The sequence below is a fragment of the Marivirga sp. genome, assembly GCF_051117495.1.
In the GTDB taxonomy this organism is placed as follows: domain Bacteria; phylum Bacteroidota; class Bacteroidia; order Cytophagales; family Cyclobacteriaceae; genus Marivirga.
This window is the reverse complement of sequence record NZ_JBNPEF010000024.1, coordinates 55,953-76,105: the sequence shown is the minus strand read 5'-3', so window position 1 is coordinate 76,105 and position 20,153 is coordinate 55,953. Positions and strand designations below refer to the sequence as shown.

The window sequence follows — 20,153 nt, the reverse complement described above, 5'->3', positions numbered from 1 at the left end:
TCAATGCTAAGATCAAAGCTTTTCGCTCCCAATTCAGAGGTGTGAAAAATGTATCCTTTTTCCTTTTCAGACTCTCAAAAATCTATGCTTAAAAAATACTTCTCCCCAGGTTTTCAGATTGATCCATAAAAAAGACGAAAAATTCATTTCTTCGCCCTTAAAACATCAAAAGAGTTAAAAATCAGTTACAATACTTATTGTATAATTCTTCAGCTCCTTCATATCCAATATTTTTAGCCATTTGCATATCATTACATGCACCTGATTGATTCAAGTGAACTTTCAAAGCACCTCTGTACAAATAAGCTTCTGCATTATCCTTATCATTGTTAATGGCAATATTATAATACTCCATCGCCTCCTCTACTTTTCCAGCCTTATGATAAGCCCTCGCCAACAAAGTCGCAGATTTCGTGGAATTTGTATTAAGTTTATAAGCTTTTTCGAATTGAAAAGCAGCATTTTCATAATCTTTTTGTCTATAAAAATGCTTGCCGTAACTAAGATAAGCTCCAATATTTCTAGGATCAATTTCAATGACTTTTAAGAAATTATTTACCGCTTTTTCATATTGACCCAGTTCTTCATACGCCCTACCTCTATTATAAATAGCAATTTCATCTGCAGGTTTCATTTCCAAATGCTTATTATAAAATTGGATAGCTTTTTGGTATTCCCCATCATTATAATGTTTATTAGCTATGTCAAGCTCATCTTTTTCTTCACAGGAAACCATAAAAAATGGAATCATTAATAATAGTACTATATTCTTCATTCTTGATTTTTAAAATTAAAATGCAAAATTAATTCAATTGAGTAAGAAAAGCCAATTATAGACTGATTTGATAGAAAAAGTCTAATTACTCATATCAAAATTTATGGGGTATTTAATATTTCTAAAAGATGTTATTTCCAATCCACCAGAACCCACGTAAAGCTCGGCATTAATTTTTAAAGGGATTTTATTTTTATCGGCAGAAAACCAACCTAAAATTGAATTTTCTCCGTCAAAAATCTTAGTTTCTGGCATTACTGGGCTTACTTTATGCGCTCTTACTTTACCAATTTCCAGGTCTAAAGTTTCATCTCCTAAATAGACAATTTCAAGATTATAAAATGTATCCTCAAAAAATGCAGGTATTTTAATTGTATCCTTTGGCATTAAAGTATCAAAATCTACTGCCCTGAAATAAGCAAATCCACTAATAAGATCTCTAATTTGGGGCGGAAATTCATAATACATAGGTTCCCCAAAATCGTCATCTTTTCTTCCCATACTTTTGATTTCCAACATTTGGGAGTTGTGATCATATTTGACTATTTCATTTTTTCTATATTTACCTTCCTTTATGAACCTATAAGCTTGGTGAGGTACGAGTGAAGCCGTATCAATTAATCCGCCCCAATGGTCATCAATTTTAGCGACCCAATCAACCATTCCAGTGGTTTTTGCTCTAACATCCACTTTATAGGCAGCTCTATTATTGATTTTATATGGATTTTTATGAACTTTTATTTGACCTCTACCTACAGTTATAAAACTATAATAGATTTTATATTCAATTTCTTCACCAGCTTCAAAAGGTACATTCTCGATCACGGGAAAGTCTTCTTGTGGTATTTCAGAATATAAATCCTCATAATTTTTTTGCCCCAAAGCAGAAAAAATAAATAAACACGAAAGGAAAATTAAAATCAACTTTTTCTTCATAGATAGTCTGCTCTTCAAATTAGATGCCAAACAATTTGCAAACGTTTAAACCGCAACATTATTCTCTCTTAATGCAGCATTTAATGAAGTCTTTTTATCAGTGCTTTCTTTCCTTTTACCAATAATTAATGCACATGGAACTTGGTATTCTCCAGCTGGAAATTTCTTTGTAAAAGAGCCTGGAATTACAACCGATCTTTCCGGAACATAGCCAATATGCTCAACAGCTTTTTCTCCGGTAACATCTATTATTTTTGAGCTGGCAGTAAGGGTAACATTTGCACCTAATACTGCCTCTTTACCAATCCGAACTCCCTCTACAATTATACAGCGAGAACCTATAAATGCATTGTCTTCAACTATAACTGGTGCAACTTGAACGGGCTCCAAAACCCCACCAATTCCAACACCTCCGCTTAGATGAACATTCTTGCCAATTTGAGCACAACTTCCAACTGTTGCCCAGGTATCAACCATAGTACCACTATCAACATAAGCTCCAATATTTACATACGAAGGCATCATCACAACTCCAGAATTTACGAATGAACCATATCTGGCAATAGCGTGAGGGACTACCCTAACCCCCAATTTTTCATAACCTTTTTTAAGCTTAATTTTGTCATGAAACTCAAAAGGGCCTACACTGATAGATTGCATTTTTTGAAGAGGGAAGTATAAGATCACTGCTTTTTTAATCCACTCATTAACCTTCCAATTTCCATTGCCATCGGGTTCGGCAACTCTAATTTTTCCATGATCTAATTCTTCGACCACAGTCTTCACAGCAATCTGTGTATCTTTATCTTTTAATAATTCTCTGTTGTCCCAAGCCTTTTCAATAAATTCTTTAAATTCCATTTTCTGTTTATATCTTTAATCTGTGGATGATAAAATAAAAATTTTAATCGCTTCGGTACTTAAACCTGCAGATGATGTTCGTTCTTGTTATAAGATTGGACAATCATTAGCGCAAACAAATAAATATGAGGTAAATATCATAGGGTTTGATTCAAAAAAGAAATATCATAGTGAAAATATTTTTCTTTATCCCATCTTTAATTTCAAGAGAAATTCAATTAAACGTTTGTTTGCCCCTTTTTCAATCTTTAAAAAATACATTGAATTAAAACCTAAACTCCTAATAGCTAACTCCCCTGAATTATTGTGGGTTATGTACTTAATCAAAATTTTATTTGGCACAAAAATTATCTATGATATACAGGAAAATTATCAATTTAATATAGAGCAAAATCAAATCTATAAAGGCCTTTCAAAATATATTTTAAAGAATTATATCAAACTTAATGAGAACTTGTCCAAATACTTTGTGGATGGATACTTCCTGGCAGAGGAAATATATGAAACTCAACTTAAATTCATTCAAAGAAAACCCTTTATTAAGCTTTTAAACAAAACTATACTCAATCTCAACACTGATTTAAAACCCATAAAATTCCACAAAGAACAACCACTAAACTTTATTTACAGTGGAACTATAGGAAAAGAGTACGGCACTTTAGAAACCATTAATTTTTGTAAAAAATTACATGAAGAAAAAGCAAATATTTGTTTAAATATAGTAGGTTATTCCTCTGATAAAGAATATCTTATGAAAATCATAGAAAGTGCAAAAAACTTCGAATTCATTCGGATAATAACGGATAATAAGCCAATAGCGCATTCGGAAATAGTTGCCGAAATCAGAAAAGCAGATATAGCTTTATTGCCCTATCAATTAAACCCAAATATTAAGAGTCGTTTTCCAACAAAGATTTATGACTATTTAGCATTGAAAACACCTATGATTATCCCTCAACACCCAAAATGGAAAGCTTTTTTAGATCAATACAATGCTGGAATAATGGTCGATTACCAAAAGTCCGAAGTAAAAACCACTTTAGAACAACTAAGCTCTACAGAATTTTATAATAATAATCCCAAAGCTGAAATTCAATGGAAAAGTCAAGAAAAGGAATTAGTAAATTTCATACGAAAAATACTATCTAAATAAATTTTTAGATTAAACTTAATTATTCAGAAAATGGCTTCATCTACATTTAAAAGAGGTATTAAATAAATATTAAAATTATTTTTAGATTAACCTAATTTTATTTTACCTTGCGTTAAATTTGAGGCAAATGAAGAAATTAAGCTTTGCGGAAGAAAATTATTTAAAGGCAGTGTATCATCTATCTAATGCAGGAGAATTAGATGTGACAACAAATTCGATTGCAGAAGAAATGGATACTAAAGCGGCTTCAGTATCGGACATGTTACGCAGACTTTCTGAAAAAGAGATGGTGGTTTACCGAAAATATCAAGGGGTTAAAATCTCAGAAAAAGGAAAAACTTCCGCTCTACAGGTCATAAGAAAACACAGACTTTGGGAAGTGTTTTTGGTGGAAAAATTAAAATTTAACTGGGATCAAGTTCATGAAATAGCAGAGCAATTAGAACACATTAGGTCCCCCCTACTCATCCAAAGATTAGATGAATTTTTAGGGCATCCAAAGTTCGATCCGCATGGAGATCCTATTCCGGACGAAAATGGATTATTCAAAGAAAAGCCTCAAGTACCTTTAGCGGAAGTTGAGATTTCAGGTGACGGAATTGTAGTAGCCGTGAAAGACACCAACTCTATGTTTTTGCAACATTTGGATCGTATAGGAATTTACCTTGGCGCCAAAACTAAAGTAACAGAAAAAGTGGAGTTCGATGGCTCAATGGAAATCTTAGTCGATGGAAAAAATAAATTATTCATTAGTAAAGAAGTAGCAGAAAATGTATTGGTCACCCACTAAATTTATCACTGTAATTTTTATTTTTATTCTCTTTATTTCTTGTGATACAAAAGAGATAAATGATGGACAGACCTATATTGTTTGTACTACCGGCATGATCAAGGATGCCGTAGAAAATATAGTCGGTGAAAAAGCAAAAATTGAAGCCTTGATGGGACCTGGGGTTGACCCACATTTATACAAAGCAACACAAGGTGATTTAAAGAAATTACAACAAGCTGACATCATAGTTTATAACGGACTATTCTTGGAAGGAAAGATGGGAGAAATCCTGCAAAAACTAAATCGAAAAAAGACTGTAATCGCTATGGCAGAATTGGTCCCTGAACAATCACATTTAAACAATACCGAATTTCAAGGCGCAGTTGATCCCCATATTTGGTTTGATGTTAAATTATGGAAACGAGCGGTAGAATTATTAAGCAATGAATTGATCAAAACAGATACTACTCATCAGTCTTATTATGTAGATAATACAAAAAAATACGTTAATCAATTGGACAGCCTTCACAAGGCTGTAAAATCTCAAATTGATAAAATTCCAGATGACAAAAAAGTTTTGGTGACTGCACATGATGCTTTTGGCTATTTTGGTAGAGCTTATAATGTTGAAGTGAGAGGTTTGCAGGGAATATCCACCCTATCTGAATACGGCTTACGAGATGTGAGCAATTTAGTGGATTATATCACCGAAAATAAAATCCCAGCTATTTATACGGAAACCTCAGTATCCAAAAAAGCTATTAGAGCTGTATTGGAAGGCTGTAAGAGCAAAGGACACGATGTCATAATCGGAGGAAGCCTGTATTCTGACGCAATGGGGCAAGAAGGAACTTTTGAAGGAACGTATATCGGCATGGTTCATTCTAATGTCGAGAAAATAGTAAAAGGATTATCCATGAATTCAAAACCACCTGAAAAATGATTAGACAAGTTGATAATCCTGTAATAGAAATACATGACCTTTCCGTTGCCTATGAACGCAAACCAGTCCTATGGGATGTAGATCTAAGTCTTCCAGAAGGGCAATTGATTGGAATAATCGGCCCCAATGGTGCAGGTAAATCCACTTTATTGAAGGCTATAATGGGCCTGTTGCCCCTTAATAGTGGATATATCCAAATCAATGGTAAACCATTAGAAGAAATGCGCCATAAAATCAGCTATGTCCCTCAGAGAGAGAGTGTGGATTGGGATTTTCCGACTTCGGTTTATGAAGTAGTGATGATGGGCAGATATGGTCAATTAGGGTTGTTCAAAAGACCTAAAAAAGCTGATAAAGAAATCGTAATGGACAGCTTAAGAAAGGTTGGTATGGATAATTTTAAAGATCGTCAAATTTCCCAGCTTTCAGGAGGCCAACAGCAAAGAGTATTTTTGGCTCGGGCATTGGCTCAACAAGCGGATATCTATTTTATGGACGAACCATTTGCGGGAGTAGATGCGTCAACTGAAAAAGCCATTATTGAATTGCTAGGTGAGATGTCTGCTCAGAACAAGACAGTAATTGTGGTTCATCATGATTTACAATCCGTGGCCAAATATTTTGACTGGATTATATTATTAAATATGCGATTAGTAGCCTCTGGTCCAATTAATGAAGCCTTTACGCCTGAACTGTTACAGGAAACTTATGGTGGTAAATTGACCTTATTAACAGAAATAAGTGATTTAATTCAAAAACATAGATTTCCAAACCGAGAATAATATGTGGGAAAATGCGCTTAGTTTTTTTGATTTTAATGATGCCAATGTAATCTATGTTTCATTGGGCACCATCATTTTGGGTGCTGGTGCAGCGGTGGTGGGTGCTTTTACATTCTTTCGAAAAAAAGCATTGATAGGTGATGCAATCGCACATGCTATTTTGCCCGGTGTTTGTCTGGCTTTTATTTTAAGTGGCACCAAAAAGTACTTTTTACTTATAGCGGGAGCATTTTTTACGGGATGGTTATCAATAATTGCAGTTGATTATATAGTAAAAAAATCCAAGATTAAGGAAGATACCGCCATAGGTTTAATCCTTTCTGTATTTTTTGGGGTAGGAATTATGTTGCTCACCTATATTCAGCAGTCCGGAAATGCCGCTCAGACAGGATTAGATTCTTTTCTATTTGGGAAAGCTGCTAGTATGTTGGCACAAGACGTAGTAATTTTCTCTGCAATCAGCATTCTTTTAATTACAATGATTTTACTTTTTTACAAAGAGCTAAAACTAATCACATACGATAAAGATTTTGCTCAGTCCGTAGGATTGCCGGTAAAATGGATTGAATTTCTTCTGAGCTCGTTAACAGTGCTGGCTGTGGTGACAGGAATTCAAGCTGTAGGGGTAGTTTTGATGGCAGCCTTATTAATTACCCCTACAGCGGCAGCAAAATACTGGTCTGGCAGTTTATCAATCATTTTAATATTAGCTGCCTTTATTGGTGGGGCTTCTGGTGTTTCAGGTGCTTTTATAAGTTACATAGCTCCCAATATGCCTACAGGCCCATGGGTGGTAATGGTGCTATCCATTTTTGCCATTTTTTCCATATTGTTTGCCCCCAGAAGAGGATATTTCTCCAGATTATGGCAACAATTGAAAAACAGATGGCAAATTCAGGATGAAAACATTTTAAAAGCTTTCCATCAAATAGCAGAATCCGAAAACTCTTTCGGTGAATCCAAATCAATTGAAAAATTGAGAGAAAAACGATATTACACCATCCGCTTAATGAAAAGAATTTTAAAACGGTTGAAAAGACAAGGCTACTTAAAAAGCACAAAAGAGGGCTATTTTTTATCAAATTACGGTCAAAAAAAAGCTGCTCGATTAGTTAAATTGCACAGGCTTTGGGAATTGTATCTGACTGAATATTTAAGAATTGCTCCAGACCATGTGCATGAAGATGCCGATACCATTGAGCATATCATAACTCCTGAATTGGAAAAAAGACTGGAAGAAAAACTAGGGTTTCCAGAGGTAGATCCACATAATTCTAAAATACCTTACAATTAAATGGAAGAAACAAAACAAATGATTTATTCATACGATTGTATAATAGAGCAAAACATAAAAATTTAAAATATACTATTATGAAATTATTAAAATTAACACTAAGTATTTTAACCATAGGGCTATTTATTGCCTGCGGAGGAACTGGTTCAAAAGAAGAGTCAAATGCTGAAGAGGAAACAATGACTTCTCGTGAAATCATGAGACAAGAAGCGGATGCAAAAGAAAATGAACCGAAAGAAACTACCAAAAATGAAAATGAAGAATCGGATGTAGTCGAGATTACAATTGAAGGAAATGATCAAATGCAATTTAATCTGGACGAAATCAAAGTGAAGGCCGGAAGCACTGTAAAGCTAACTTTAAAGCATGTTGGAGAAATGTCTGTTACACAAATGGGGCATAACTGGGTCTTGTTAAAACAAGGTACAGATATTATGGAATTTGGGCAGAAAGCTGCCACTGCTAAGGAAAGAGGTTACATTCCTGAATCCGAAGAAGGTAAAGTAATTGTATCAACAAGTCTTTTAGGAGGCGGAGAGGAAGACACGATAGAATTTGAAGCACCTAAAAAAGGGACTTATGATTTCATTTGCTCTTTTCCTGGACATGTCGCCCTTATGAAAGGTAAATTTATTGTTGAGTAGATCATTAAAAAGGCATTAGTGAACATTCATTAATGCCTTTTATTTTAACAATTTCAATGTCTGATATATACATCATTTTAACTGGTACTTTAGTAGCCATCTCTTGTGGAATTTTAGGATGTTTCCTTATTTTAAGAAAAATGGCAATGGTTGGAGATGCTATTTCCCATGCTATTCTTCCTGGAATTGTGATGGCTTTTTTATGGTCCGGAAGTAGAGATTCCGTAACCATGCTTTTAGGTGCCGGCTCCCTTGGAGTATTGACGACCATCATCATTGAATTTTTGCATAAAAAAGGCAAACTGCAAACTGACGCTTCTATTGGCGTGACTTTCACTTGGCTTTTTGCCATAGGTGTTATTTTAATATCAGCATTTACTGGTCAAGTGGATTTAGATCAAGAATGTGTGCTTTATGGAGAAATTGCTTATGTCCCCTTAGACACTATTATTTTATCCTCGGGAATGGACATTGGCTCAAAAGCCCTTTATTTAATTGGAACAGTTTTACTATTTGTGATCCTATTTGTAACTATCGGATTTAAGCAATTAAAGATCACGTCCTTTGACCCTGAATATGCTGTAGCTTTAGGAATTTCAGCATCACTATGGAATTACCTCTTGATGGCATTCGTTTCTTTTACGACAGTGGCATCATTTGAATCTGTAGGGGCTATATTAGTAGTGGCTTTCTTGATTGCACCAGCTGCAACAGCCTATTTAATTAGTAATAAATTAAAAACCATGATATGGCTGACTTGCATAATAGGCTTTTTAAGCGCTGTTTTAGGTTATTACCTAGCTGTAGCATTAAATGCATCCATAGCTGGGGCAATGGCTACCGTTTGTGGATTAATTTTTGCTTTGGTTTTTACTTATGTTAGAATTTCAAGCAAAAAAGTCACTAAGGTTACAAATTTTGAATCTGTAAAGGCTTAAATTTGTTATATTTCAAATAAGTAATAAGTATGAAGACAACATTATTAAGCATCGGTCTAATATCTGCATTGATATTTTTTTCTTTTATCTCTAAGCCACAAAAAACAGAGAAAAAGGAAATCAATTGGCTAAGCATCACCGAAGCCTACCAAAAGAATCAAGAAGAGCCAAGGAAAATATTTGTGGATGTCTATACAAACTGGTGCGGATGGTGTAAAAAAATGGATAAAGAAACATTTTCAGACCCTGAAGTTGTGGACATGGTGAATGAAAAATTTTATGCCGTAAAATTAAATGCTGAAAACACTGAACCTATCACTATGGCGGGAGATACCACTACTGCGCAAATGATTGCTAGATCGATGGGCGTTACGGGTTACCCAACTATAGTTTATATCAAAGAAGATTTTAAAACCATTCAGCCTGTTCCTGGCTATCAAAATGCTAAAAAGTTTAAAGATACTTTGGAGAAGATATTGGAGTGGGAATAAAGCCCCTTTATTCCCCAAGGGGAAATTAAGACACTGCACAAGAATCAATCTAAATCCATTACATTAATTGGTAAAAGTTGATTTTCTGGTCTATAACAATTCTACATGATATAATTCCTTTTATAACATAGTCAACAACCTAATCAAATTTCCAAAGCCAGCTCAGTAGCTTGCTTAATGGCTTTTTTAGCATCCAATTCAGCGGCTTCGAAAGCGCCTCCTATCAAATGTGTTTTAATTCCTTTCTCTGTCAGTTCATTGAACAGACTTTTTTCAGGTAATTGACCAGCACAAAGAATGATATTATCTACCTCCAATAATTCTTGCTTTCCGTCTTTGGTGATGTATAAACCTCTGTCATCAATTTTATCATACTGAATATTGGTAACCATTTTCACTTGACGATTTCGCAATGAGTTTCTATGCACCCAGCCGGTAGTTTTAGCAAGCTTCGCTCCCATTTTACCTTCAGAGCGCTGTAGCATAATGATTTCTATCGGAGCATCGATTTTGATAGGTTTTCCTTCTACTCCTCCCCTTTTCTCAAAATCCATATCAACTCCCCACTCCTTGAAAAAGGCTTGCAAGTTATCATGATCTTCTTCCTCGGGATGAGTCAAGTATTCCGCCACATCAAAACCAATTCCTCCAGCACCTACTATGGCTACTTTTTTACCCACTGGCTTATGAGCTTTTAATACATCAATATAGGAAAGTACTTTTTCATTTTCCTGTCCTGGAATCTTCGGATCACGTGGATTAACTCCTGTAGCTACTACAACCTCATCAAAATCTTTTAATTCTTCAGCAAAAACTTTTTTACCTAACTGTAATTTTACTCCAGTTAATTCAATTTGCTTTTTAAAATACCTCAAAGTTTCATAAAACTCTTCTTTTCCTGGAATTTGCTTAGCCATATTAAACTGACCACCAATTTCTTTTGCCGCATCAAATAAAGTGACTTGATGTCCTCTTTTGGCTGCTTCTGTACTGAAAGCCAATCCAGCTGGACCAGCTCCTACCACCGCAATATTTTTAGCTTTTTGTAATGGTTGTGCTACTAATTCTGTTTCATGACAAGCTTTAGGGTTTACAAGGCAGCTACTGGTTATATTTTTGAATACATGATCTAGACAAGCTTGATTACAAGCAATGCAAGTATTGATTTCATCTTCACGGCCTTGTTCTGATTTATTGATAATTTCAGGATCTGCCAAGAACGGACGTGCCATGGAAACCATATCCGCTTGACCAGAAGACAAAATCTCTTCAGCGGTTTGTGGCATGTTAATACGGTTTGTGGTAATTAAAGGAATTTTGACTTCCTTCTTCATTCGTTCCGTCACCCATGTGAAAGCTGCCCGCGGTACACTCGTTACAATTGTTGGAACTCTAGCTTCATGCCATCCAATTCCAGTATTGATAATGGTAACTCCAGCCTTTTCTAATTCCTTGGCTAATTGCACCACCTCTTCCCAAGTACTTCCATTAGGAATTAAATCTAACATAGATAAACGGAAAATAACGATAAACTTTTTCCCTACCGCTTCTCTAACTGCTTTGGCAATCTCAATCGGGAATTTAATTCTGTTTTCATAGCTTCCGCCCCATTCGTCCGTTCTTTTATTGGTATGCTTAACGATAAATTGATTAATCAAATAGCCTTCAGAACCCATAATTTCTACCCCATCATAGCCTGCTTCTTTAGCTAATTGTGCTGATTTTGCATAATCCTTGATGGTTGATTTGATCCTTCTACTGGACATCTTCCAGGGTTTAAAAGGATTAATAGGTGCTTTGATAGCAGATGGTGCTAAACTAAACGGATGATAGCCATATCTGCCGGCATGTAAAATCTGCATACATATTTTTCCGCCTGCTTCATGCACTGCATCAGTGATGATTCTATGTTTTTTTGCATGACTTTTATTGGTCATTCGAATGGAAAAAGGCTTTAACCACCCCTGCCAATTAGGAGAAACTCCTCCCGTCACAATCAATCCGGCACCACCTTTGGCTCTTTCAGCATAAAAAGTTGCCATCTTTTCAAAACCACCTTTAGCTTCTTCTAGTCCCGTGTGCATAGAGCCCATTAAAACTCTGTTTTTCAATTGGGTAAAACCTAAGTCTAAAGGTTCAAATAAGTGCGGATAAGTTGAATGTGCCATAGTAAAATTTAGTATGCATGCAGAACAAATAGCAATTTATATAATCTTTTTTAAATGCCTTAAAATATCGTGAATTTATCTGTATTTTCGTCACAAATTTGAAAGAATATGCAAGTCATCACCAATCATAAGGTTATCAGAAATAATTTCGAAAAAGCAGTAGAGAAAGTAAATGAAACTGATCTAGTCATGATACCCGCTGGATTTAATAATCATATCCTATGGAATATTGGTCATGCGATAGTTACACAAAATGTTTTGCTTTATGGCATGTCAGGTTTGGATTTTACACTCCCCATTGGTTATATTAAACGATATAAAAAGGGAAGCTTTCCAGCTGAGATTGAAGATCCTAAAACTGAACTAGAGAATATCTTTGAATTGGGAAAAATCGCCAATGAACAACTAGGCTATGATATTCGGGAAATGAAATTTGATGACTATCAGCCTTATGAAACCAGTTTTGGTATAACTTTAAACAGCTTTAATGATGCTTTACAATTTAATAATATCCATGAAAGCTTGCATTTGGGCTATGTGATAGCTATTAAAAGGGCTTTGGGTTATTAACATTTTAGTCTTAGCGAGACGCTAAGACCAGGGGAGTTTTTTCAAATTGGTGTAGTACAAGTCTTAAAAGCCATCAGCTTATTTCTCCTCCTTAGCTACCTTTTTAAAACGTTCCCAACAACCTTCATAACATGTATTCACATCTTCATGAGGCCATAACTTTAAAAAACCATCTTCTAATTCATAACGATTAAAAAGACGGGGTACAAAATCATCATATTCCTCATGTACACAATCCCATTCCATATAAAGCATATTGCTTATACTATCCGAAGACAATTCAAAAAAACCTCCTTTGGTACCATCAGGACAAACTCCTATTTGGGTTGTAGTAAAAGTAGAGTCTGAATCAAAAATATAAAAATAGCCATCTTCTACTTCATAAGGGTCGGACATCACTCCATCCCATTCTTCCACCAATTGCCATTTTCCAAATATAGAATCCTTATCGATTGGTTCCAGCTCCTCATCTACTTTTTCCTCATTACAGGAAATAACGAATAAAAGAGGTAAGATTAAAAAAATTAAGTTTTTCATAATAAGTCAAATTTAGTTGATTATCAATTGTTTGGTTTCGGTTAATCCTTGGTGTTGTACTTTTACGGTATAGGCTCCCTTCCTAATATTACTTAGATTAATGGTTGTAGATTGCGTAAATTCCCCATTAGCCACTACTTTATTAAATTTATTGTAGAGAGTATATTTTGAATTGACTTTTGTCTTGCTTTTATTTTTATCATTTAATTTACCGTTTTCTTTTTCATTCACCTCAATGGACAGCGTCTGCTGTGCCGGATTAGGAAACATTTGAAAACATACCGGACTGCCACAAGGGTCTGATGTACTTACACTTACGTATTTTGATTTGTAGTTGGTGTCACCACATGGGTTAGTGGCTTTTACCGCCACATAACCGCTTTGGGTACCTGTCACCAATAATACTTTATTGGAACTAGGGTCAGCCGTATGATGAAAGCTCCATCCGGAAGGCAAAACCCATATATAGTCCTCTGCAAATTGACTTTCTGCTACTTCGTAATACTCCCATGCGTTGCTTACAACACTTCCAGCACCCATAAGCGTTCCTAATTCATTGGGTTTTTTGATAATGGTAAACCTATCCTCCAATTCAATTCCATTGCTCATTTCAGCTTTCACCCAAGCCTCTTGATTCAAATAACCAGATTTAGGACTGACCCTTAAATTATTAGTACCCGTTGAAATAATCTGTAATTTTGAAGAAACACTCCAATTAATGCTAGCGCCATTTAGATTGGAGATGCTGAAATCAGTATTTTTATTTTGACAAACTTCTTCCAAATCAGTAAGCTTTGCGCAACTATTGCTGATTATATTTTGTAAAACCGCCTGATCGAATAAGGCATCTTTCATTCTACCAATTTGTCCATCTGTAAAACTATCTCTGCAATATACAGGAGCCGCAGACATAATATTATTGGTTAGTGGATCGTAACCATCGTTTTTTGTATAATTACAATTGGAATCTATATTAAAAAATTCTCTTAGTTTAGGATCAGCAGGAGTATCGCATAATTCGTCACCAGCTTCTTCACAATTAGCTCCCTCACTATCCCGCCTTGTTTTTTTTTCTACTTCATTTGCTTGCTTTTCATGAGTATGCCATAAATCAAGACAATGCCCCACTTCGTGAACTGCAACTATTGATTCTGCCCATTCATTTGTAATGGCCAAATTAGTTGCAAGTACTGTTTCTGCCGCTCCGGCAAGTCCATCTAACTCAAAGTCATCCACTATATAGAAATTAATAGCATTTGGGTTATTTTGAATTTGAAATAAAGCAGGATCTATCTTGTTTCCATCAACCCCAACCGTTAAAAACTCTGTCCTATTAATATAATCTTTACCTAACTTATTAATATAAATATCATGAGGGCTAAAATAGGTATTTAACTCTTTTATTATTTCATCCGTATCAGGTTCGGGAAATGCATTTGTACCATTAGTATTCCTCACAATATGGAAATAAACATTTATACAAAATGAAGAACTGGAACTTCTGGCAGAAATCTCATTTGAAATAATATTTGATGCTGATGAAGAACTTGTAATACAGGTTTGTGCTGAACTTCTAAAAACTGGCACAATAAAGGTCGGTAGCAAAAACAGTAAAAAAAACTTTCTCATTTAGGTTCTATTTGGTTAAAAATAATTATTTAATAACGTTTAACGTAAACTTAATAATTAATTACAAACCACCCAAATACATATGTATTTTTTCAGATCGAACCCCACTTACTATTTAAATTATAAAAAGTTTCCCCATTGGCAATGCTAATCGGTGAAGCAATGTTATTATGATATAATTGCCCAGTACCCAAGCCTTGAGGCATTTTTACTTCTAAATAAGATGCTAATTGGCAGATGGCATTTAAGCCGATATTAGATTCCAGCATACTAGTCATCCACCAACCAATGTTCATGGATTCGGCTATTTTAATCCACTCCATTGTAGATTGAATGCCTCCTAATAAACTTGGTTTAAGAATGATATACTGCGGTTGTATATCCTCTAAAAGTTCAATTTTTTTTGTTTTTTTATGAATACCAATCAAATCTTCATCCAATGCAATGGGAAGTGGTGTTTTATTACACAAAAACGCCATATCATCAGTCTTACCAGCTTTAATGGGTTGTTCAATGGAATGTAAATCCAATTTAGCCAACTCACTTAATTTTTCTAATGCTTCAGATGGTTTAAAAGCTCCATTGGCATCCACTCTTAAAGTAATTTCATTATGGCTATATTTATCACGAATGGACTCTAAAAGTTTTAATTCGGTTTCAAAATCAATGGCCCCAATCTTCATTTTGATACAATTAAAGCCTGCGTCCAATTTTTCCTTAATCTGCTTTTGCATGAACGCTTCACTACCCATCCATATCAAGCCATTAATAGGAATTCTTTCTTTGCCTTGATAAAAAGGAGTGTCAAAAATGAGTTTCTTGCCTCCATTCATGGCATCCAATAAAGCCGTCTCCACAGCAAAGTGAATGGAAGGAAAACCGTCAGGAGAAACACTATGAGCAATTTCAAATGCTTCTTCCATAGCAGTTGGTATTTGCAATCCAATCAATTGTTCGCAAACCTTTTCCAATTCAATTTCCATTTGGTTCAAGGGTTCTACACTCAGTCCTTTTAATGGCCCAGCCTCTCCAATTCCAACTAATTTATTTTCAGCATACAATTTTAAATACCAGGTATCTTTCTCTTTTAAAGTGCCACGGGAAGTGCCGGCTTCAAATTTGAATTGCAGCGTATGATGTTGGATGGAAGCAGCAGTTATTCTCATATTGAAGATTGATATTTAATAAAAGAAGATTTAAATATAAATTTACTGATAAAAGCACAAAAAGCTTCTTATTCAAAACTTAATGGCAACTTAAGTCGTTCCTTTTGAAAATTCTAAATAATATGATAAAAAATACGGCCATATTCATTTTAAGTCTATTGTTTTTTGCCTGTGCGGCAGATAACAAAAAATCTGAGATCAAAGAATCAAATACTCAAGCTATTCAAAATACAGAAGCCATTGATACTGCCTATTTCGCTGGTGGATGTTTCTGGTGTGTGGAAGCTTCCTTTGAACAAATAAAAGGAGTTAAAGAAGCTATTTCAGGCTATTCCGGAGGTGAAGAAGAAAATCCTAGCTATAAGGAAGTCAGTTATGGAAGAACTAATCATGCCGAAGCGGTGATGGTGCTTTATGATACTTCCGTCATCAATTATGAAACACTTTTGGATATTTTCTTTGTAGCCCACGACCCTACTCAACTGAACCGACAAGGACCTGATGTTGGCAAACAATATCGCTCTGCTATTTTCTACAGAAATTCAAAAGAAAAAAATATGGCGCTGAAGAAAATGAACGAACTGGCTCCAAAGTTTGATGATGAAATTGTAACAGAGTTAACAGCATTCACTAAATTTTGGGAAGCAGAGGACTATCATCAAGATTATGAAAAGAAAAACCCCAATGATCGCTATATAGTAAATGTTTCTAAGCCAAAAATTGATAAAGTAGCAAAAACTTTTAAAGATATATTAAAGGATTAAAATTGATTATTTATTTACATCAAGTCATAAAAAAGGCATTCAAAATTAATTGAATGCCTTTTTAATTGGTAGTTGATTTTATATTACTTCAAGTCAAATCTATCCAAGTTCATTACCTTATCCCATGCTTTGATAAAATCCTTAACGAATTTTTCTTTAGCATCAGCTTGAGCATAAACCTCAGAAATAGCTCTCAGTTGAGAGTTAGAACCAAATACTAAATCTACTCTAGTTCCCGTCCATTTCTTATCCCCAGTTTTTCTATCCTTTGCTTCAAAGATGTCGTCCTCTTTTGCAGGAGCCCATTCAGTGTTGATATCGGTAATATTCACAAAGAAATCATTGGTTAATTTACCCGGAGTTTTAGTCAGCACACCATGCTTGGAATTGTTATAGTTTGCATCCAAAACACGTAATCCACCAATCAAAACAGCCATTTCAGGTGCACTTAAAGTTAATAATTGTGCTTTATCAATTAACATTTCCTCGTCAGGAACAGTAAATGCTGCCCTTCTATAATTTCTAAAACCATCAGCTTCTGGTTTTAGCCATTCAAAAGTATCCGCATCGGTTAATTCTTGCGTAGTATCCGCTCTACCAGGAGTAAAAGGAACTTCCAAATTATGCCCGGCATCTTTGGCAGCTTTTTCTATTGCTGCGCATCCACCTAAAACTATCAAATCTGACAAGGAAACTTTTTTATTTCCAGACTGCGAATCATTGAACTTTTTCTGAATGTCAGTCAAAGCATTTAAAACTTTTGATAATTGAGCCGGCTGATTTACTTCCCAATCTTTTTGAGGCGTTAAAGCTATTCTTGCACCATTTGCACCACCTTTTAAATCTGATCCTCTAAAAGTAGAAGCAGATGACCAAGCCGTATAAACCAATTCAGAAACTGATAATCCTGTTTCTAAAATCTGCGATTTAAGCTCTTTTATATCCTTACCATTAATGATTTCATAATTTACTGCCGGAATTGGGTCTTGCCAATCTAAATCTTCTTCCGGTACCTCAGGACCTAAATACCTAACCTTTGGCCCCATATCCCTGTGCGTTAATTTAAACCAAGCTCTAGCGAAAGCATCTGCAAACTCTTCAGGGTTTTTATGGAAATGCTCTGAAATTTTTCTATAGTCAGGATCCACTTTCATGGCCATATCAGCAGTAGTCATCATAATGCCTACTTTCATGGAAGCATCTTCCGCATCAGGTGCCTTGTCTTTATCTGCTATATTTTTGGGCACCCATTGGTGCGCACCTGCTGGACTTTTAGATAACTCCCAGTCGTAACCAAATAGGACATCAAAGTAACTCATGTCCCATTGCGTTGGCGTTGGTGTCCAGGCGCCTTCCAATCCACTTGTGATGGTATCTCTACCTTTACCACTTTTATGACTACTGATCCATCCTAACCCCATTTGTTCCATAGGAGCGGCTTCCGGCTCTGGGCCTACCAAAGCAGCATCACCAGCACCATGTGTTTTACCGAATGTATGACCACCGGCAGTTAGTGCTACAGTTTCATAATCATTCATTGCCATACGGGCAAAAGTCTCTCTTATATCGTAAGCAGATTTCTGTGGATCAGGATTGCCATCCGGCCCTTCTGGATTAACATATATTAATCCCATCTGCACTGCTGCCAAAGGATTTTCTAAATCTCTTTCTCCTGTATAGCGATTATTCCCTAACCAAGTATCTTCAGCGCCCCAGTAAATATCTTCTTCCGGCTGAAATATATCTTCACGACCTCCACCAAATCCAAAAGTTTTGAAACCCATTGATTCTAAAGCAACATTTCCTGTTAAGATGAATAAATCTGCCCAAGAAATACTGTTTCCATATTTTTGTTTGATGGGCCAAAGTAATCTTCTGGCTTTATCTAAGTTACCGTTGTCTGGCCAACTGTTAACAGGAGCAAATCTTTGGTTGCCTGTTCCTGCTCCTCCTCGGCCATCTCCGGTTCTGTATGTACCGGCACTATGCCATGCCATTCTAATCATAAATGGCCCATAATGACCATAATCAGCAGGCCACCAATCTTGAGAGGTTGTTAAAACTTCTTCGATATCTTTTTTCACTTGAGGTAAGTCAAGTTTCTTGAAAGCTTCTGCATAGTCAAAATCCTCACCTAATGGATTAGAGTTTCTTGAATGCTGATGTAAAATTCCAACATTTAATTGGTTCGGCCACCAATCTTTGTTCATTGAGCCATTACCACCCACTTTGGTATTACCACCATGCATTACAGGGCATTTCCCTACATCCCCAAGGTTATTCTTCATATGTTCCATAGTCTAAAATTTTTTAGTTTTATTTATTGTAATTTATGAATTATAATTGAATTTTTTTTATCTATAATATTTATAATAATATAGATATTAACTATCTATCAGTAATATTTTTTCTTTCTTTTAATTTAATGATTTACTGAATATTTAAAAACAGTTAGCTGATTTTCTAGAGAAATTAGAGCAACATAGGATGGATAATCTGGAATTTTTATTATTAAAGTCTAATTAAATATCTATTTTGGGCATAAAAAAAGGTGATTGATTTTTACATCAATCACCTTTTCAATATTAAATAAAGTATTCTTAAAGAATTTCCAAGACTCTTTCAGGCGGACGACCTACAACAGCTTTATTCCCATTAATAAAAATTGGCCTTTCTATTAATTTAGGTTCTGCTATCATAGCTTCAATCCATTTGGAATCTGTAAGGTCTTTACCTTTATACATTTCTTTGAAAACCTTTTCATTTTTGCGCAAAAGATCTTCAGCCTTCATATCTAGTTTTTGCAAAATATCCTCTAATTCAGCATGAGTAGGGATTTGCTTTAAATATTCGACTATTTCCGGCTCAATTCCTTTATCCATCAGAATTTTCAAGGCTTCTCTGCTCTTTCCGCATCTAGGATTATGATATAGTCTCATTATCAAACAGTTTAATGATCATTTAAAATAAGGAAATTAATTGGATTTCCAAAAATCAACTGATGGTCTCCACCACCAAGTTATGATTAGTATAAATACAAATATCTGCCGCAATATGTAAGCTTTCTCTTACAATATCCTCCGCAGATAATTTATCTCCAGCATGTTTTTTTAAGGCTGTAGCAGCAGATTGGGCATACATACTTCCAGAACCGATAGTAGCAATTTGATTATCTGGTTCCAAAACATCTCCAGTTCCAGAAATTATCAGTACCTCATCTTTATCAGCAACAATCATCATGGCTTCTAACTTTCTTAAGTATCGATCGGTTCTCCATTCTTTAGCTAATTCTATGGCAGAACGTTTCATATTACCTCCAAAAGCATTCAGTTTTTCATCGAACTTTTCTAGTAAATTGAAAGCATCCGCTGTAGAACCAGCAAAACCCGTTACAATTTTGCCGTCTTGCAATTTTCTGATTTTCTTAACATTACTTTTGGCAACTGTATTACCCATGGTCGCCTGACCGTCCGCTCCTATAGCCACTTGTCCTTTGTGAACTACAGCACAAACAGTGGTGGATCTTATTTTTGACATATTAAATTTCTTTATCTAAAATTGAAATTATTTTAAGAGAGATAAATTAAAGAGATGTAACAAGGATTTCTAAGGTTATTAGCATCAAATTTTATTTACTTTCCTTATTCTCTAATTTAATAATTGAAAACAAAGCATAAATTCCAGCAGCTAAAAAACTGAACGCGGTAATAATTGCGAAAATTGATACAAT

The 20,153-nt window shown here is 35.1% G+C and carries 20 protein-coding genes; 10 read left to right on the top strand and 10 right to left on the bottom strand.

What is annotated here, in order from left to right; translation table 11 throughout:
• Positions 1-181 precede the first annotated feature (181 nt).
• The 3 genes from ACFE0M_RS13005 to ACFE0M_RS12995 form a co-directional block, all read right to left on the bottom strand.
• Entirely contained in the window at positions 182-775 is a 594-nt protein-coding gene (locus ACFE0M_RS13005; protein WP_434546208.1) for a tetratricopeptide repeat protein, read from the bottom strand.
• A gap of 81 nt (positions 776-856) precedes the next feature.
• Positions 857-1,711, bottom strand: coding sequence for a DUF3108 domain-containing protein (locus tag ACFE0M_RS13000; RefSeq protein WP_434546207.1), 855 nt, complete (start codon positions 1,709-1,711; stop codon positions 857-859).
• A gap of 45 nt (positions 1,712-1,756) precedes the next feature.
• Positions 1,757-2,572, bottom strand: coding sequence for a 2,3,4,5-tetrahydropyridine-2,6-dicarboxylate N-succinyltransferase (locus ACFE0M_RS12995; RefSeq protein WP_434546206.1), 816 nt, complete (start codon positions 2,570-2,572; stop codon positions 1,757-1,759).
• Between the two features lie 22 nt (positions 2,573-2,594).
• Between ACFE0M_RS12995 and ACFE0M_RS12990 the strand changes: the two genes are divergently transcribed.
• The 8 genes from ACFE0M_RS12990 (at position 2,595) to ACFE0M_RS12955 (ending at position 9,589) form a co-directional block, all read left to right on the top strand.
• On the top strand, positions 2,595-3,725 hold the full coding sequence (locus ACFE0M_RS12990; protein ID WP_434546205.1) for a glycosyltransferase: 1,131 nt from the start codon (positions 2,595-2,597) through the stop codon (positions 3,723-3,725).
• Positions 3,726-3,852: 127 nt separating this feature from the next.
• Positions 3,853-4,515, top strand: coding sequence for a metal-dependent transcriptional regulator (locus ACFE0M_RS12985; RefSeq protein WP_434546204.1), 663 nt, complete (start codon positions 3,853-3,855; stop codon positions 4,513-4,515).
• Positions 4,496-5,440, top strand: a complete 945-nt coding sequence (locus ACFE0M_RS12980; RefSeq protein ID WP_434546203.1) for a metal ABC transporter solute-binding protein, Zn/Mn family — start codon at positions 4,496-4,498, stop codon at positions 5,438-5,440. Before ACFE0M_RS12985 ends, ACFE0M_RS12980 begins: the two co-directional genes overlap by 20 nt.
• The gene (locus tag ACFE0M_RS12975) at positions 5,437-6,222 is read left to right on the top strand and encodes a metal ABC transporter ATP-binding protein (protein ID WP_434546202.1); all 786 of its coding nucleotides are present in this window, start codon (positions 5,437-5,439) and stop codon (positions 6,220-6,222) included. Before ACFE0M_RS12980 ends, ACFE0M_RS12975 begins: the two co-directional genes overlap by 4 nt.
• 1 nt (position 6,223) lies before the next feature.
• Positions 6,224-7,516: an iron chelate uptake ABC transporter family permease subunit gene (locus ACFE0M_RS12970; protein WP_434546201.1), complete on the top strand. Its 1,293-nt coding sequence runs from the start codon at positions 6,224-6,226 to the stop codon at positions 7,514-7,516.
• A 77-nt stretch (positions 7,517-7,593) separates the two neighbouring features.
• Positions 7,594-8,160: a plastocyanin/azurin family copper-binding protein gene (locus ACFE0M_RS12965; RefSeq protein ID WP_434546200.1), complete on the top strand. Its 567-nt coding sequence runs from the start codon at positions 7,594-7,596 to the stop codon at positions 8,158-8,160.
• A 56-nt stretch (positions 8,161-8,216) separates the two neighbouring features.
• Positions 8,217-9,098, top strand: coding sequence for a metal ABC transporter permease (locus ACFE0M_RS12960; protein WP_434546199.1), 882 nt, complete (start codon positions 8,217-8,219; stop codon positions 9,096-9,098).
• Between the two features lie 29 nt (positions 9,099-9,127).
• The gene (locus ACFE0M_RS12955; RefSeq protein ID WP_434546198.1) at positions 9,128-9,589 is read left to right on the top strand and encodes a thioredoxin family protein; all 462 of its coding nucleotides are present in this window, start codon (positions 9,128-9,130) and stop codon (positions 9,587-9,589) included.
• 143 nt (positions 9,590-9,732) lie between these two features.
• Here the strand turns inward: ACFE0M_RS12955 and ACFE0M_RS12950 are convergent, their stop codons facing one another.
• Entirely contained in the window at positions 9,733-11,757 is a 2,025-nt protein-coding gene (locus ACFE0M_RS12950) for an FAD-dependent oxidoreductase (RefSeq protein WP_434546197.1), read from the bottom strand.
• 108 nt (positions 11,758-11,865) lie between these two features.
• Between ACFE0M_RS12950 and ACFE0M_RS12945 the strand changes: the two genes are divergently transcribed.
• Positions 11,866-12,327, top strand: a complete 462-nt coding sequence (locus tag ACFE0M_RS12945; RefSeq protein ID WP_434546196.1) for a DinB family protein — start codon at positions 11,866-11,868, stop codon at positions 12,325-12,327.
• Between the two features lie 78 nt (positions 12,328-12,405).
• Here the strand turns inward: ACFE0M_RS12945 and ACFE0M_RS12940 are convergent, their stop codons facing one another.
• The 3 genes from ACFE0M_RS12940 to ACFE0M_RS12930 all read right to left on the bottom strand — a co-directional run bounded on the left by ACFE0M_RS12940 (position 12,406) and on the right by ACFE0M_RS12930 (position 15,659).
• Positions 12,406-12,864: a hypothetical protein gene (locus ACFE0M_RS12940; RefSeq protein WP_434546195.1), complete on the bottom strand. Its 459-nt coding sequence runs from the start codon at positions 12,862-12,864 to the stop codon at positions 12,406-12,408.
• 12 nt (positions 12,865-12,876) lie between these two features.
• Positions 12,877-14,493, bottom strand: a complete 1,617-nt coding sequence (locus tag ACFE0M_RS12935) for a T9SS type A sorting domain-containing protein (protein WP_434546194.1) — start codon at positions 14,491-14,493, stop codon at positions 12,877-12,879.
• 92 nt (positions 14,494-14,585) lie between these two features.
• Positions 14,586-15,659: an o-succinylbenzoate synthase gene (locus ACFE0M_RS12930; protein ID WP_434546193.1), complete on the bottom strand. Its 1,074-nt coding sequence runs from the start codon at positions 15,657-15,659 to the stop codon at positions 14,586-14,588.
• Positions 15,660-15,781: 122 nt separating this feature from the next.
• Here ACFE0M_RS12930 and msrA point away from each other — a divergent pair, with 122 nt between their 5' ends.
• A complete protein-coding gene (gene msrA / locus ACFE0M_RS12925; protein WP_434546192.1) occupies positions 15,782-16,423 on the top strand; it encodes a peptide-methionine (S)-S-oxide reductase MsrA in 642 nt (213 codons plus the stop codon).
• Positions 16,424-16,506: 83 nt separating this feature from the next.
• Here the strand turns inward: msrA and katG are convergent, their stop codons facing one another.
• From katG to hslV, 3 genes are all read right to left on the bottom strand, one after another.
• Positions 16,507-18,720: a catalase/peroxidase HPI gene (gene katG, locus ACFE0M_RS12920; RefSeq protein WP_434546191.1), complete on the bottom strand. Its 2,214-nt coding sequence runs from the start codon at positions 18,718-18,720 to the stop codon at positions 16,507-16,509.
• 303 nt (positions 18,721-19,023) lie between these two features.
• Positions 19,024-19,362: an arsenate reductase (glutaredoxin) gene (gene arsC, locus ACFE0M_RS12915; RefSeq protein ID WP_434546190.1), complete on the bottom strand. Its 339-nt coding sequence runs from the start codon at positions 19,360-19,362 to the stop codon at positions 19,024-19,026.
• Positions 19,363-19,417: 55 nt separating this feature from the next.
• Positions 19,418-19,960, bottom strand: coding sequence for an ATP-dependent protease subunit HslV (gene hslV / locus ACFE0M_RS12910; protein WP_434546189.1), 543 nt, complete (start codon positions 19,958-19,960; stop codon positions 19,418-19,420).
• Positions 19,961-20,153 lie beyond the last annotated feature (193 nt).